General features: G+C 74.6%; 12 protein-coding genes. 2 read left to right on the forward strand and 10 right to left on the reverse strand.

What is annotated here, in order from left to right; all coding sequences use genetic code 11:
- Positions 1–389: 389 nt before the first annotated feature.
- Positions 390–2372 (forward strand): FHA domain-containing protein, encoded by a 1983-nt coding sequence (locus ACU616_RS02675; protein ID WP_446756945.1) that lies wholly within the window; start codon positions 390–392, stop codon positions 2370–2372.
- Positions 2373–2512: 140 nt separating this feature from the next.
- Here the strand turns inward: ACU616_RS02675 and ACU616_RS02680 are convergent, their stop codons facing one another.
- From ACU616_RS02680 to ACU616_RS02720, 9 genes are all read right to left on the reverse strand, one after another.
- Positions 2513–3475, reverse strand: coding sequence for an electron transfer flavoprotein subunit alpha/FixB family protein (locus tag ACU616_RS02680; protein WP_446756946.1), 963 nt, complete (start codon positions 3473–3475; stop codon positions 2513–2515).
- Between the two features lie 35 nt (positions 3476–3510).
- Positions 3511–4290 (reverse strand): electron transfer flavoprotein subunit beta/FixA family protein, encoded by a 780-nt coding sequence (locus ACU616_RS02685; RefSeq protein ID WP_446756947.1) that lies wholly within the window; start codon positions 4288–4290, stop codon positions 3511–3513.
- A gap of 117 nt (positions 4291–4407) precedes the next feature.
- Complete coding sequence (locus tag ACU616_RS02690; protein ID WP_446756948.1) at positions 4408–5529, reverse strand: PLP-dependent cysteine synthase family protein; 1122 nt, start codon at positions 5527–5529, stop codon at positions 4408–4410.
- 25 nt (positions 5530–5554) lie between these two features.
- On the reverse strand, positions 5555–6745 hold the full coding sequence (locus ACU616_RS02695) for an ABC transporter ATP-binding protein (RefSeq protein WP_446756949.1): 1191 nt from the start codon (positions 6743–6745) through the stop codon (positions 5555–5557).
- A complete protein-coding gene (locus ACU616_RS02700) occupies positions 6742–7641 on the reverse strand; it encodes an ABC transporter permease subunit (RefSeq protein WP_446756950.1) in 900 nt (299 codons plus the stop codon). The genes ACU616_RS02695 and ACU616_RS02700 overlap by 4 nt, the downstream gene beginning before the upstream one ends.
- Positions 7638–8561 carry an ABC transporter permease gene (locus ACU616_RS02705; RefSeq protein ID WP_446756951.1) on the reverse strand — a complete coding sequence of 308 codons (924 nt, stop codon included), beginning with the start codon at positions 8559–8561 and terminating at the stop codon, positions 7638–7640. Before ACU616_RS02705 ends, ACU616_RS02700 begins: the two co-directional genes overlap by 4 nt.
- Positions 8537–9658 (reverse strand): ABC transporter substrate-binding protein, encoded by a 1122-nt coding sequence (locus ACU616_RS02710; RefSeq protein ID WP_446756952.1) that lies wholly within the window; start codon positions 9656–9658, stop codon positions 8537–8539. Before ACU616_RS02710 ends, ACU616_RS02705 begins: the two co-directional genes overlap by 25 nt.
- Before the next feature lie 198 nt (positions 9659–9856).
- Positions 9857–10642, reverse strand: coding sequence for an enoyl-CoA hydratase/isomerase family protein (locus ACU616_RS02715; protein ID WP_446756953.1), 786 nt, complete (start codon positions 10640–10642; stop codon positions 9857–9859).
- A 58-nt stretch (positions 10643–10700) separates the two neighbouring features.
- Positions 10701–11507 (reverse strand): ABC transporter ATP-binding protein, encoded by an 807-nt coding sequence (locus ACU616_RS02720; RefSeq protein WP_446756954.1) that lies wholly within the window; start codon positions 11505–11507, stop codon positions 10701–10703.
- 78 nt (positions 11508–11585) lie between these two features.
- Here ACU616_RS02720 and glgX point away from each other — a divergent pair, with 78 nt between their 5' ends.
- Positions 11586–13778, forward strand: a complete 2193-nt coding sequence (glgX, locus tag ACU616_RS02725; protein ID WP_446756955.1) for a glycogen debranching protein GlgX — start codon at positions 11586–11588, stop codon at positions 13776–13778.
- A 196-nt stretch (positions 13779–13974) separates the two neighbouring features.
- Here glgX and ACU616_RS02730 read toward each other — a convergent pair whose 3' ends face one another.
- The gene (locus ACU616_RS02730; RefSeq protein ID WP_446756956.1) at positions 13975–14982 is read right to left on the reverse strand and encodes an FHA domain-containing protein; all 1008 of its coding nucleotides are present in this window, start codon (positions 14980–14982) and stop codon (positions 13975–13977) included.
- Between the last annotated feature and the right edge of the window lie 89 nt (positions 14983–15071).

Raw genomic sequence — 15071 nt, forward strand, 5'->3', positions numbered from 1 at the left:
CCTCACCACCGCTCGGCGGGGTCGTGCCCCGGGCCGCTCTCCCCTGGGTGACCGCCCGGTCACCGGAGCCAGGGTAGTCGCGCGGGACGACCGGCCGGTCGGGAGCGCCGGACCACCGTCCCCGCGGTCGCGGCGGCCCTGCCGGAGCCACGCCCGCGGACGTTGACACCTCCCCCCGCACGCCCCACCGTGGACACGGCCCCGGACCGGGCGGCGGTGCGGACCCGCGGGGTCCGCACCGCCGGAGGACCGGGGTCGGAGGAGGCCGTGTGCCGGGACCGTGTCCCGGCGACGGGGACACGACCGCTCGACGGACACCCCGCGGCGCGGTGCCCGGCGAGGACCGCCGGCCGCCGCGCACGGGTCACTCGGAGCGGGAGCCGGATTCGATGATCACCGCACTCGTCGGAGTCCAGGGGCGGCTGGAGGGTCAGCGGTTCCCGCTGGGCCGCACCCCCGTCACGCTGGGCCGGGGCGACACCAACGACGTCGTCCTCGCCAGCCGGTTCGCCTCCCGGGTGCACGCCGAGGTGCGCCGGGAGGGCGCGGGGTTCGTCCTCGAGGACCGCGACAGCGACAACGGGACCTGGGTGAACGGCGTCCAGGTCACCGTGCAGCCGCTGGAGCCCGGCGACGAGATCCGCATCGGTGACGAGGTGTTCCGCTTCCAGACCTGGGAGTCGGCCACCCTCGTCGGCCCGGTCGACGACCCCGCCGGCCGGTCGCCGGACGTCCTGCGGGTCACGATCTCCGGCGGCGGGCCGGTCGGCCTGGCCCTGGCCCTGCTGCTGGACCACCACCTGGGCCCGCGCGTGGCCGTCCGGGTCCACGACCGCCGATGGATGCGGGTCGGCGACCACGTGGAGTGGACGACCTACGAGAAGGGCAACGTCCGCCGCGAGCAGGTGGTCACCCTGCAGAGCCGCCAGTACCTGCGGCTGCCGCCGCACGTGCAGGAGCGGCTGTTCGCCGCCCGCGAGGACTGGTCGCAGATGTGGCCGATCGGCCCCGACTCCGTCGACGGCGCCGCGCCGCGCAACACCCCGGTCCGGTTCATCGAGGACAAGCTGCTCGAGCTGGCGAACGAGCGGTCCGAGCGCATCACGCTCGTCCCGGAGCGCTTCGACGCCGCCGAGGCGGCCGACGACCTCGTCGGCCAGCACGTGCTGGCCGTCTGCGAGGGCAGCCGCTCGCGCACCCGCGACCACTTCGCCGACCGGTTCGGGACGGCGGACACCTCGATGTACTCCGTCGACGGCGAGCACGTGTCGGACATGGTGCTGGGGCTGCGGGTCCGCTCCGGTCTGCCCGACCCGACCAGCGTGCTGCTGACGGTGTCGCAGAACCGGTTCCTGCTCAACTCGCTGCACGGCGAGGGCTTCCTCAACATGCGGCTGACCGACCAGGAGGCGCAGGAGGCGGTGGGGATCAACCCGGTGCGGCAGGTGTTCACCGCCTGCCTCCAGTCCGCCCCCTGCGTGCTGGAGCGGCAGCCGGACGGCGAGTACATGTGCGAGACCCACCGCACCTTCTTCCTCCCGGCGCTGCTCAAGGGCTCGGCGCTGTGGACGCGGGTGCAGGAGGGGCTGCGGCTGTTCGGCGTCCCCGAGGACCGGCTCACCGCGGTGACCGGGTTCCGGCTGGACATGGTCCAGCGGCCGCGGTTCACGGCACAGCTCTACCCGCCGACCCGCACCACACCGGGCACCTTCGCCTGCCTGCTCGGCGACGCGGGCAACGCCATCCACTTCTGGCCCGGCCGCGGCCTCAACAGCGGCCTGGCCTCGGCGATCTCGCTGGCCCGCACCCTGGCCACCGTCTGGCGGGGGACGCCGCTGCGCGACGCGGACTTCGTGCGCCACGAGGCGGTGATGGCGATGCTGCAGTACCGGCACAAGACCCGCGCCTGGCGGCAGATGGTGACCATCGACGCCACCGGGCGGCCGCGGACGATCAAGGGCCAGATCGCCCGGGGCATCGCGGAGGGCGAGCAGGGCGCCTTCGACCGGGCCGCGGACACCGAGGCGCTGATGGAGCGGCTGCGGCGCAACCGGGCCCGGCTGGACGGGCGCCTGCCCGGGCTGCCCGACGACGCGGCGCTGCTCGCCCAGCTGGAACCGCTCACCGGCCCGACGCTGCACACGCTGACGGTCAGCGGCTCCTGGGACACCGCGAACGTCGGCGGTGAGGAGGTCGACGTCGGCTGGCTGCTCCCCGAGCCCGAGCCGGCCGCGGTCCCGGCGCCACCGCCGGCCGTCGACGCCGCGCGGGTCACCCGGCGGGTGTCGGGCGACCGGCCCGCCGCCGTGCCCGGGCCGCGCGAGCGGCCGGACGCGCTCCGGGACCCCGCCGCCCCACCGCCCGGGGCCTGAGACCCCCGGAACGCGCAGGCGCCGGCCCCCGCGAACGGGGACCGGCGCCCGACGTGCCGTGCTGTCACCGAAGTGCTGTGCTCGGCCCCCTCACAGGGTCCCGCTGCGAGCCTGCGGGCAGTGGGGTGTGAGGGGGTCCTTCACTTCCGAGCGGCGATCTGCTCGGTGGCGGCGGGGACGACCTGGAAGAGGTCGCCGACGACGCCGAAGTCGGCCAGCTCGAAGATCGGGGCCTCGGGGTCCTTGTTGACGGCCACGATGGTCTTGCTGGTCTGCATGCCGGCGCGGTGCTGGATGGCCCCGGAGATGCCGACGGCGATGTAGAGCTGCGGCGAGACGGTCTTGCCGGTCTGCCCGACCTGGAAGCTGTGCGGGTAGAAGCCGGAGTCGACCGCGGCGCGCGAGGCACCGACCGCGGCACCGAGGGTGTCGGCCAGGCCCTCGATGATCGAGAAGTTCTCCGCCGAGGCCACGCCGCGGCCGCCGGAGACGACGATCGCGGCCTCGGTGAGCTCGGGCCGGTTGCTCTTCTGCTCGACGACCTTGTCGACCACGCGGGTCTGCTTGGCCTGCTCGGACAGCGTGACCTGCACCGGGACCTCCTCACCGGCGGCGGGCGCCGGCTCGGGGGCCACGGAGTTGCCGCGCAGCGTGTAGATCGGCGTACCGGTCGTCACCTTCGAGTGCACGATCTGCTGACCGGCGAAGATGACCTGGGTGGCGGTGCCGTCGGCGGCGATCTCGGTGACGTCGGTCAGGAAACCGCTGCCGGTCTTGAGCGCCAGCCGGCCGGCGACCTCGCGGCCCTCCGGGGAGGAGGGGATGACGACGGCGGCCGGCGAGACCTGCGCCACCAGCTGGGCCAGCACCTCGGCCTTGGGCGCGACGAGGTACTCGTCGATCTCCGGGGACTCGGCGACGTAGACCTTCGCCGCGCCGTACTCCGCGAGCCGCTCGCGCACGCCGGCGGCGACACCGGGGCCGCCGGCGACGACCGCCGACACCTCACCCAGTGCACGCGCGGCGGTGAGCGCCTCCAGCGTGGTCTTGCGGACGGTGCCGTCGGCCGGGTTCAGCTCGACGAGGACCAGGACCTCTGCCATGTGTGTTCGCCTCTCTCCTTCGCTGCGATCGCCGGTCAGACGAGCTTCTGCTCGGCCAGGAAGCCCACGAGCTTCTGCGCGCCGTCGCCCTCGTCGGTGACCTTCACGCCCTCGCCCTTCGGCGGGCGGCCGGCGAAGTCGACGACCGCGCTGGTGGCGGTGGCCAGGCCCACGGTGGAGGGGTCGATGCCCAGGTCGGCCAGCGACTTCGTCTCCACCGGCTTCTTCTTGGCGGCCATGATCCCCTTGAAGGAGGGGTAGCGCGGCTCGTTGATGGTGTCCCAGGTGGACACGATGGCCGGCAGCGGCGCCTCCAGGGCCCAGAAGCCGCCGTCGGTCTGCCGGTCGACCTTCACCGTGGAGCCCTCGACGGTGAGCTTCTGGGCGCCCGACAGCTGCGGGACGCCCAGCCGCTCGGCCAGCAGCGCCGGCATGACGGCGACCTGCCCGTCGGTGGAGGTGGCGCCCATCAGCACCAGGTCGTAGTCCATCTGCTGCAGCGCCGCGGCCAGGATGGCCGAGGTCTGGATGGCGCAGGAGCCGTGGATGGCGTCGTCCTGGACGTGGACGGCCTTGTCCGCGCCCATGGACAGCGCCTTGCGGATGGCGTCGGTCGCCGAGGCCGGGCCGACGGTCAGGATCGTGACCTCGCCGCCCTCGCGGTCGCGGACCTGCAGCGCCTCCTCGATCGCGTACTCGTCGATCTCGTTGATGACGTTGTCCGCGGTGGCGCGGGCGACGGTGTTGTCCGCGGCGTCCAGCGAGCGCTGGGTGCCGGAGTCGGGGACCTGCTTGACCAGAACGACGATGTTCATCGCCAGACCTACCTCCGCGATCGGTCATGGGTGACGCGGGCCGCAGCCCGCCTGGCTTCGATAGTGGAGGTTACTGCGGGGTAACGGGGCTGCGGCCGGGGGCCCGGGTGACGAGGGTCACGGCGTCCAGCGCCCCGTCGCGGTGAACTCCTCGAGGACCGCCGCGTGCGGGGCGAGGTCCAGTCCGCGGGCGGCCACCCAGTCGTCGGAGAAGTACGTGTGCGCGTAGCGCTCCCCGCCGTCGCACAGCAGGGTGACGACGCTGCCGGTGCGGCCCTCGGCGACCATCTCGGCGACCAGCCGGAACGCGCCCCACAGGTTGGTGCCGGTCGAGCCGCCGGCCCGCCGTCCGGTGACCCGCTCCAGGTGCCGCACCGCCGCCAGGGACGCGGCGTCCGGCACGCGGATCATCCGGTCGACCACCGAGGGCAGGAACGACGGCTCCACGCGCGGCCGGCCGATCCCCTCGATCCGGGAGGGCGTGCCGGTGGTCCAGGCCGGCTCGTCGGTCACCCAGCCGGGGAAGAAGGCGGAGTTCTCCGGGTCGACGACGGCCAGCCGGGTCGGGTGCCGCCGGTAGCGCAGGTAGCGGCCGAAGGTCGCGCTGGTGCCGCCGGTGCCCGCGCCGACGACGACCCACTCCGGCACCGGGTGGCGCTCGAGGGCCATCTGCTCGAACACCGACTCGGCGATGGTGTTGTTGCCGCGCCAGTCGGTGGCCCGCTCGGCGTGGGTGAACTGGTCGAGGTAGTGCCCGCCGCTCTCGGCGGCGAGCCGGCGCGCCTCCTCGTACACGTCGGCCGCGCGCTCGACGAAGCGGCAGCGCCCGCCGTGCCGCTCGATGAGCGCGACCTTCTCCGGGCTGGTCGAGGCGGGCATGACGGCGACGAAGGGCAGGCCGAGCATCCGGGCGAAGTACGCCTCGCTGACCGCCGTCGACCCGCTGGAGGCCTCGACGACGGCGCTGCCCTCGGTGATCCAGCCGGAGCACAGCGCGTGCAGGAACAGCGAGCGGGCCAGCCGGTGCTTGAGGCTGCCGGTCGGGTGGGTCGACTCGTCCTTGAGGTAGAGGTCGACGCCCCACTCGGGCGGCAGCGGGTGGACCAGCAGGTGGGTGTCGGCGCTGCGCAGCGCGTCGGCCTCGACGGCGGCGATCGCCCACTCCACCCACGCCCGGCCGGCGGGGTCGGACCGGTCGACGTCCATCGGCTCGGGGTCGGTCGGGTCGGGGCTGCTCACCGGCCCATCCTCGTGCACCCGCGGCTCAGACCCCCGCGGCTCCGTCCGCCGTGTCCCGGTCCGCCGTTGCCCGGTCCGCCGTGTCCCGGTCCCCAGTGGCCCGGTCCCCAGTGGCCCGGTCCCCAGTGGCCCGGTCCCCAGTGGCCGGCTCGACCAGGGCGGGGCGCTCGGCGGGGGTGACGGTGACCGCCGTCCCCGGAGTGAGGCCCTGGCTCTCGGCGCTGGGGACGTCGGCCTGCACCTCGAGGCCGTCGGGCAGCGCGACCGCGAGGCGGGTGGTGGCACCGGAGAACGTGCGCGTGACCACCCGGCCGCTCCCCCGCGGGTCGGCCTCGACGAGCAGCGCCTCGGGGCGCACGAGCGCGAACGCCGGGCCCGGTGCCGCCGGGGTACCGAGCACCTCGCGTCGCACACCGAGGAACTCGACGTCGCCGTCGCCGAGGACGGCGGGGATGCGGTTCATGGTGCCGACGAACCCGGCCACGAACGCCGTCGCCGGGCGCTCGTAGAGCTCGTCGGGCGAGGCCACCTGCTCCAGCCGGCCGGCCCGCATGACGCCGACCCGGTCGGCCACCGAGAGCGCCTCGGCCTGGTCGTGGGTGACGAAGACCGTGGTGGTGCCCAGCTCCAGCTGGATGCGGCGGATCTCCTCCCGCAGCTGCACCCGCACCTGGGCGTCGAGCGCCGACAGCGGCTCGTCGAGCAGCAGCACCTGCGGCGCGACCGCCAGCGCGCGCGCGAGGGCCACCCGCTGCTGCTGGCCGCCGGAGAGCTGGTGCGGGTAGCGCCCGCCGCGGTCGGCCAGCCCCACCAGCTCGAGCAGCTCGGCGGCGCGCCCGGCCCGTTCGGCCCGGTCCCGGCGGCGCACCCGCAGCCCGTAGGCGACGTTCTCGGCGACGGTCATGTTCGGGAACAGGCTGTAGGCCTGGAACACCATCCCGACGTCGCGGCGGGACGGCGGGACACCCGTGACGTCGCGGCGGTCGAACCACACCCGCCCCACGTCGACCTGCTCGAAGCCGGCGATCGCCCGCAGCGCCGTCGTCTTGCCGCACCCCGAGGGGCCGAGCAGGGCGAGGAACTCCCCGCCGGCGATGTCGAGGTCGAGGGCGTCGAGGGCGAGCACGGAGCCGTAGCGACGGGTCAGCCCCTCGAGGCGGACGGCGACCCCGGGCTGCGCGCGCAGGTCGGCGGGGGCGGCGCCGAGGGCGGTCATGCGGGCTCCTCCTCGCGGCGCCGGCGGTCCAGCGCGGAGATCAGCAACAGCAGCACCCAGGTGAGCAGCAGCGACAGCACCGAGACGGCCACCGACAGCCGCGGCTGGGACCCCGAGATGCGCACGATCCAGGTCGGGAAGGTCTCGAAGCCGAGGATGTTGGCCACGGTGAACTCGCCCAGCACCAGCGCCAGGGTGAGGAAGGCGGCGTTGAGCACCGACGTGCGCAGCACCGGCAGCACCACCGACGTCATCACCCGCGGCCACGAGGCGCCCAGCACCCGGGCGGCTTCGGTGAGCGTGCGCAGCTGGGCGCCGCGGACGCCGGCGTCGAGCGCCCGGTAGACGAACGGCAGCGCCAGGACGACGTAGACCAGCACCAGGATCCACGGCAGCGCCGGCTCCTGGAGGGCGAAGAACGCGTCGGCCAGCGGCGTCCGGAAGAAGTACTCCGGCGCCCAGGCCAGCACGCTGCGCACGCCGACGACCAGCGCGATCGGCGGCAGCAGGAGCGGGACGAGAGTGAGCAGCTCCACCAGCGGCCGCAGCCGCGGCAGCCGCAGCTCCACCAGGACGACGGTGGGCACCATGAGCACCAGCGCGACCAGCACGGTGAGCGCGCCCAGGGCCAGCGAGCGGCCGAAGTTCTCCGCGAAGCCCTCGGCGGTCGGGATGCCCGCGTAGACGTCGGCGCTGACCCCGCCCCGTGCCCGGTCGCGCACGGTGAACCACAGCGAGGCGGCCAACGGCACGAGGAAGTACAGGCCGAGGACGGCGAAGACGGCCCAGCGCCACCAGCCGCGGCCCCGCCGTCCGGGGCGCTCGCGGGTCTCGGGCTCGACGCCGCCGGCGCCGGTGACCGCGGCCGTCGACAGGCCGGTCGTCGTGGCGCTCACGCCAGCCACCGCGACGTGCGCCGCTGCACCCAGGTGTAGAAGGCCATGACCAGCCCCACGAGCACGACCATGCCCAGCGCCAGCGCCTTGCCCAGGTTCTCCGCGCCGACGACGACGTTGCTCGACAGCGAGTCGGCGATCTGCAGGGTCACCAGCGGCACGCTGCTGCCCACCAGCGCCTTGGCGGTGGCGTAGGCGGCGAACGCGGAGGCGAACAGCAGCATCGTGGCGCCCAGGACCGGTGGGGCCAGCACCGGCCCGCCGACGTACCGCCAGTACTGCCAGCCGCTGGCCCCGAGGACGTCGGAGGCCTCCCGCCACTGCGGGCGCAGCGCCTCGATCGCCGGGACGATGGTCAGCACCATCAGCGGGACCAGGAAGTAGAGGTAGACCACCGCCAGCCCGGCCATCGAGTACAGCGAGAAGGAGTCGAGGCCCAGCGTGTCGGTGAGCAGTGCGGTGACCACCCCGGCGTTGCCGATCGTGGCGAGGAAGGCGAAGGCCAGCGGGACGCCGCCGAAGTTGGCCAGCACCCCGGACGCGGTGAGCACCAGCCGCCGCAGCAGCCGACCCCGGCGGGTGGTGACGACGGCGAAGGCCAGCGCCAGGCCGAGGACGGCGCCGAGGACGGCGGTGACCGCCGACAGCTGCAGGCTGCCGAGGTAGGAGCGGGCGTAGGCGCCGCCGGCGACCGTGCCGATGTTCGCCGTCGACCAGGTGTCCTCGAAGGTGACCGGGTCGGTGGCGCGGAAGGCCTCGACCGCCAGCACGCCGACCGGCAGCAGCAGGAACACCGCGACGTAGAGCAGGAACGGCACGATGCCCAGCAGGGGCAGCAGACCGCCGCGCCGGCGCCCCCTGCGGGACGTCGGCGCGGCGGTGTCGACGACGGTGCTCAGCCGGAGATCTCCTGGTTCCACCGGGTCGCGACCACCTGCTGGGCGGCGCTCTCCTGCTCCTGGGTCGGGAACTCCGCGGTGCCCTCGACCGGCGGCAGGGCGGCCAGCGCGTCGGCGTCGGCGGTGCCGGCTTCCTGCATCGCCGGCAGCCGGACCGGGCGGGCGCCGCCGGCCAGGTACAGGTTCTGCCCCTCGTCGCTGTAGAGGAACTCCTGCCACAGCCGTGCGGCGGCCGGGTGCGGGGCGTAGGCGCTGACCGCCTGGCTGTAGTAGCCGCCGAACAACCCGTCGGAGGGGACGGCGACCTGCCACTCCACACCCTGCTCGGCCAGCGTCGGGGTCAGGCCGGCGTTGAGGTAGTCCCAGTCGATGGCCAGCGGGGTCTCCCCGCTCTGGATGGTCGCCGGGGTGATCTCGACGGGGTTGAAGTTGCCGACCTGCTTGACCTGGGCGAAGAAGTCGATGCCCGGGCCGATGTCATCGAGGCTGCCGCCGTTGGCCAGCGAGGCGGCCCACACGCCGGAGAAGGCGGCCGCGGCCTGGGTCGGGTTGCCGTTGAGCGCGACCTGGCCGGCGTACTGCGGGTCGAGCAGGTCGGCCATCGTCGTCGGGCACTCGGCGATCACCGTGGCGTTGCAGCCGATGGAGATGTAGCCGCCGTAGTCGTTGTACCAGTGGCCCTCGGGGTCCTTCTGGCCCTCGGGGATCTCGTCCCAGGTCTCGACCTGGTAGGGCGCGAGCAGGTCCTGCGCCTGTGCCTGGCGGGCGAAGGCGGTGCCCAGGTCCAGCACGTCGGGTGCGCGGTCCTGCCCGCGCTGGCTCTCCACCGCGTTGAGCTCGTCCTGGCTCGAACCGTCGGGTGAGGCGCTGTTGACGGTGATGTCGTACTTCTCCTCGAACGTGGAGATGATCTCGCCGTAGTTCGCCCAGTCCGGCGGCAGCGCGATGACGTTGAGCTCGCCCTCGGCCTGGGCGGCCTCGACGAGGGCGTCCACGCCGCCGAGGTCCTCGGCCGAGGTGGCGCTCGCCGCGTCGGAGCCACCGCCGCCCCCGCCGCCCGAGCCGCCGTCGTCACCCCCGCCGCAGGCGGCCAGCAGCAGGGTCGCGGCGGCCAACACGGCCGCCGTCCTCGGGATGGGGGTGGCAGGGCGTCGCACGGGCGTCCTCCTCGACGAGTGGTCCGGGTGGCCCACCGGTCCGGCGGCGTGCCGGTGGTGGGGGTCCGCGGATCGTGACAGAACGGGACGGCCCACGGCAGACCGCGCGGGGAGACCTTGGCGAAGTCGTGATCACCGGCGCTCCGGCGCCGGGGCGGCTCAGCGGCCGGTGAAGGTGGCCTTGCCGGGCCCCTGCTCGAGGAACGAGCGCATGCCGGTCGACTGGTCCTCGGTGTCGAACAGCTCGGCGAACAGCCGGCTCTCCAGCTCCAGGCCGCGGCCGAGCGGGAGGTCGAGCCCCTCGTCGATGGCCCTCTTGGCCGCGGCCAGCGCCAGCGGCGGGCCAGCGGCGAACTTGCGGGCCATGGCGACGGCGGTGTCGTACACCTCGGCGTCGGGGACGACGGCGTCGGCCAGGCCGATCTCCAGCGCCTCCTCGGCACCCACGTGCCGGCCGGTGAAGACGAGGTCCTTGGCCTTGGCCGGGCCGACCAGGCGGGCCAGCCGCTGGGTGCCGCCGGCACCGGGGATGACGCCGAGCAGGATCTCGGGCTGGCCGATCTTGGCGCCGGCGCCCATCACCCGGAAGTCCGCGCACAGCGCCAGCTCGTAGCCACCGCCCAGGGCGTAGCCGGTGATCGCCGCGATGACCGGCTTGGGGACGTGCGCGACGGCGGTGAAGCTGTCGGTCAGCTCCCGCCCCCAGGCGACCATCGAGCTGCCGGTCAGCTGCGACATGGTCTTGATGTCGGCGCCGGCGGCGAAGACCCGCTCGCCGCCGTAGAGGACGACGGCACGCACGTCGGGCCGCTCGCCGGCCTCGAGCGCGGCCGCGCGGACCTCCTGGTGCAGTTGCTCGTCGATCGCGTTCATCTTCGGACGGTCGAGGCGGATCGTGCCCACCCCGTCCTCCACCGACAGGGTCACGAACTCCGGCTCTGCCATCGAAGGCCTCCCGCAGGTGTGGACGACGTCGTCGCCGCACCCTAGTCAGCGGCGGAGCTCACGCCTTCCGGCGGGCGGCGAAGCGGCCGTCGGCGCGCTCGAGCTCCAGCGGCAGGCCGAAGGTCTCCGACAGCGCCTCGGCGGTCAGCACCCCGTCCACCGGCCCGGCGGCGACGACCTGGCCCTCCCGCAGCAGCAGCGCGTGGGTGTAGCCCGGCGGGATCTCCTCGACGTGGTGGGTGACGAGCACCTGGGCCGGCGCGTACGCGTGGCGGGCGAGGGCGGACAGCCGGCTGACCAGGTCCTCGCGGCCGCCGAGGTCCAGGCCGGCGCCGGGCTCGTCGAGCAGCAGCAGCTCGGGGTCGGGCATGAGCGCGCGGGCGATCTGCGTCCGCTTGCGCTCGCCCTCGCTCAGCGTGCCGAAGGGCCGGTGCGCGATGCCCGCGACCCCCCACTGCTGCATGAGGGCGGCGGCGCGGGACAGGTCGTGGATGTCGTAGCGCTCCCGCCAGCGGCCGACGACGGCGTACCCGGCCGAGATGACGACGTCGCCGGTGCGCTCCCCCGGCTCGATCCGCTGGGCCAGTGCCGCGCTGGTCAGCCCGATCCGCGGGCGCAGCTCGAAGACGTCGACGGCGCCGAGCGTCTCGCCGAGCAGGCGGACCTCGCCGTGGGTGGGGTGCATGTGCGCGCCGGCCAGCTGCAGCAGCGTCGTCTTGCCCGCGCCGTTGGGGCCGAGCACGACCCACCGCTGGTCGGCCAGCACGGTCCAGTCCACCCCCCGCAGCAGGGAGGCCCGGCCGCGGACGACGTCGACGCCGCGCATCTCGACGACCGGCTCGGACGTGGCGGGGAGGTCGGTCACCGCGCTGCTCGACACGACCCCATCCAACCAAGCACCCGCCTCCCTCCGCCGGACAGGCGGACCGGGCAGGATCGCCGGGTGAGGACTCCCGAGGACCGCCCCGACGCCGCAGAGGTGTGGCCGGGCTCCCCCGCGCCCCTGGGTGCGCACTGGGACGGCACCGGCACGAACTTCGCGCTGTGGTCGGCCGGGGCCACCGCCGTCGACCTGTGCCTGTTCGACGCCGACGGCACCGAGCACCGGCACCGGCTGCGGGAGACCACCCACCAGGTCTGGCACGGCCGGCTGCCCGGGATCGGACCCGGCCAGCGCTACGGCTACCGGGTGCACGGCCCCTACGACCCCGGCGCCGGCGCCCGCTGGAACCCGGCCAAGCTGCTGCTGGACCCCTACGCCCGGGCCGTCGACGGCGAGCTCACCCTGGACCCGGCGCTGTTCGGCTTCCCGTTCGAGGGCGGTGACACCGGCGCCCCCGACCCGCGCGACTCCGCGCCGCACGTCCCGCGCGGCGTCGTCGTCCACGACTCCTTCCCGTGGGACGGCGACCGGCGGCCGGGCACCCCGTGGTCGGACACCGTCATCTACGAGGTGCACGTCAAGGGGGCGACCATGCGCCACCCCGACGTCCCGCCGGCGCTGCGCGGCACCTACGCGGGGCTGGCCCACCCGGCGTTCGTCGAGCACCTGCGGTGCCTCGGGGTGACCGCCGTCGAGCTGCTGCCGGTGCACCACTTCGTGAGCGAGCCGCACCTGCTGCGCCGCGGGCTGACCAACTACTGGGGCTACAACACCCTCGGGTACTTCGCCCCGCACGCCGCCTACAGCTCCGCCGGGTCCGGCGGCGCGCAGGTGACGGAGTTCAAGGCGATGGTCAAGGCGCTGCACGCCGCGGGCATCGAGGTGGTCCTCGACGTCGTCTACAACCACACCGCCGAGGGCGACCACAGCGGCCCGACGCTGTCGCTCAAGGGCATCGACAACGGCGGCTACTACCGGCTCGCCGGCGGCAACCCGGCCCGCTACACCGACTACACCGGCTGCGGGAACACCCTCGACGTCCGCCGCCCGGCGGTGCTGGCGCTGCTCATGGACTCGCTGCGCTACTGGGTCACCGAGATGCACGTCGACGGGTTCCGCTTCGACCTCGCCAGCGCGCTGGCCCGCTCGTTCCACGACGTCGACCGGCTCTCGGCGTTCTTCGACGTCGTCCACCAGGACCCCGTGGTCAGCCGGGTCAAGCTCATCGCCGAGCCCTGGGACGTCGGCGAGGGCGGCTACCAGGTGGGCAACTTCCCGCCGCTGTGGACCGAGTGGAACGGCAAGTACCGCGACACCGTCCGCGACGTCTGGTCCGGCGCGCACGTCGGCGTCCGCGACCTCGCCTACCGGCTCACCGGCTCCTCGGACCTCTACCGCTCCGACGGCCGGCGCCCGTTCGCCAGCGTCAACTTCGTCACCGCCCACGACGGGTTCACCCTGACCGACCTGGTCACCTACGAGCGCAAGCGCAACGAGGCCAACGGCGAGGACAACCGGGACGGCGAGAGCCACAACCGCAACTGGAACTGCGGCGCCGAGGGCCCCACCGACGACCCCGACGTGCGGGCGCTGCGCGCGCGGCAGGTGCGCAACCACCTCGCCACGCTGCTGCTGTCGACCGGCGTGCCGATGCTCACCGCCGGCGACGAGCTGGGCCGCACCCAGGGCGGCAACAACAACGCCTACTGCCAGGACGGCGAGGTCTCCTGGATGGACTGGGCCGCCGCCGACGCGGACCTGCTGGCCTTCGTCCGCCGGCTGGTGGACCTGCGCCGCCGCTCCCCCGTGCTGCGGCAGGAGGCCTTCTTCGAGGGCCACGAGATCCCCGGCACCGCGCTGCCCGGGACGCACGGCACCCGCGACCTGGCCTGGTTCGCCCCCGACGGCGGGCAGCTGACCACCGCCGACTGGTTCGACAACCGGCTGCAGACGATCGGCATGTACCTCGACGGGCGCGGCATCCGGCACCGCGACCAGCGCGGCCGGCCCGTCGTCGACGACTCCTACCTCGTGCAGCTGCACGCCGGGCCCGAGCCGGTGACGGTCGACCTGCCCGGGCCGCCGTGGTCGGACGGCTACGAGTTCGTCGTCAGCACCGAGTACCCGACGGGGGCCCCGCCGCGGCCGGCCGTCGTCGCCCCCGGCCCGATCGTGGTGCCGCCGCGGACGGTCTGGCTCCTCCGCGTCCTCCGCCGCTCGTCCGCGGGGTCGCGCGACGATCAGGTGACCTGATCGTGGCGCGTCCTCCCTCACCGTCCACCGTGAGGGAGGACGCGCTGCGGTGAGGGAGGACGCGCTCCGGTGCGGGAGGACGCCGGCGCGTGGTCCGCGCGGACCACGAGGCGCCGGCCCCCGCGGTGGCCCGGACGTGCGAGAGCCCCGTCCGGTGGGCGGACGGGGCTCTCGTCGACGTCGGGTCCTGCGGGGTTCAGTCCTGCGCGTCCTCGTAGGTGATGACGGTCCAGCCCAGCAGCAGGCGGTCGCCGTCGGAGAGCGGGTGGGCGACGCCGGGCTCGAGCTGGGTCCACTCGGTGGCCTCGGGTCCGGCGACGTGCGTGCCGTTGAGCGAGCCGAGGTCGGTGAGGGTGACCTCGCCGCCAGTGCGCTGGATGGCCGCGTGGGCCGAGGACAGCACGTTCTGGGTGTCGGCGATCGGCACCGGGCGGGCCGTGCCGCTGGTGACCAGCTCGTGGCTGTCGGGGCGCCGGCCGAGGACGAGGTCCTCGTCGACGGTCACGACCAGGCCGTCGTCGAAGCGCAGCACCGGCGCCGAGGCGGACTCCGGCTTCCAGAAGGCCGTCTCCTCGCCGCCGTCGCTGGCGCGGGCGTTCTGACCGGACGCCGACGAGCCGCCGCCGGAGCCGTAGGACCCGGCGCCGGCGAACCCGGCGTCGGAGCCGGCCGTGAACGGCGACGGCGCCGACGCCGGCGACGCGGCGGTGGCCGGCGGGACGGCGGCGGAGACGTGCGCGGCGGCGGCGAGCTGCAGCATCGCGCCGGAGCCGGGGACGGTGCCCTCGGTGAGGTCGTAGGCGACGCCCGGCGGCATCTGCGGCGCAGCCTGGCCGGGGCCCACGTAGAGCGTGGCGCCGAGCGGGAAGCCGGCAGCGATGCTGCAGCCGCCGTCGACCGGCTGCCCCGACACCGGGACGCCGTCGACGGCCGGCTGGCCCTTGCCCGACCACAGCGCGACGCCCGTGCCCGACCCCTCGGCCGGGTCGACGAGGACGAGCGCGAAGGACGCCGAGCCGCCGAGCCGGGACACCTGGGCGGCGACGGCCGCCAGGACGCGGTCGGCGCCGGGCCCCGAGACGCCCAGGCAGGCGTGCAGCGCGGCGACCAGGGCGGGTGAGCCGGGAGCGTCCACCCAGAGCAGACCCCCGCCGCGTCGGGCGACGACGGCGTCTCCGGGCAGGACTTCACAGCGGTCGGGCATGCGCGCCAGCCTAGTGACCGCTCGGCGAACCGCCAGGTCCGGCGCCACCGCCACGCCGGTCCCCGGGCCGCCTGAGGACGCTGCGACCG

The sequence above is a fragment of the Geodermatophilus sp. URMC 62 genome (assembly GCF_052931475.1).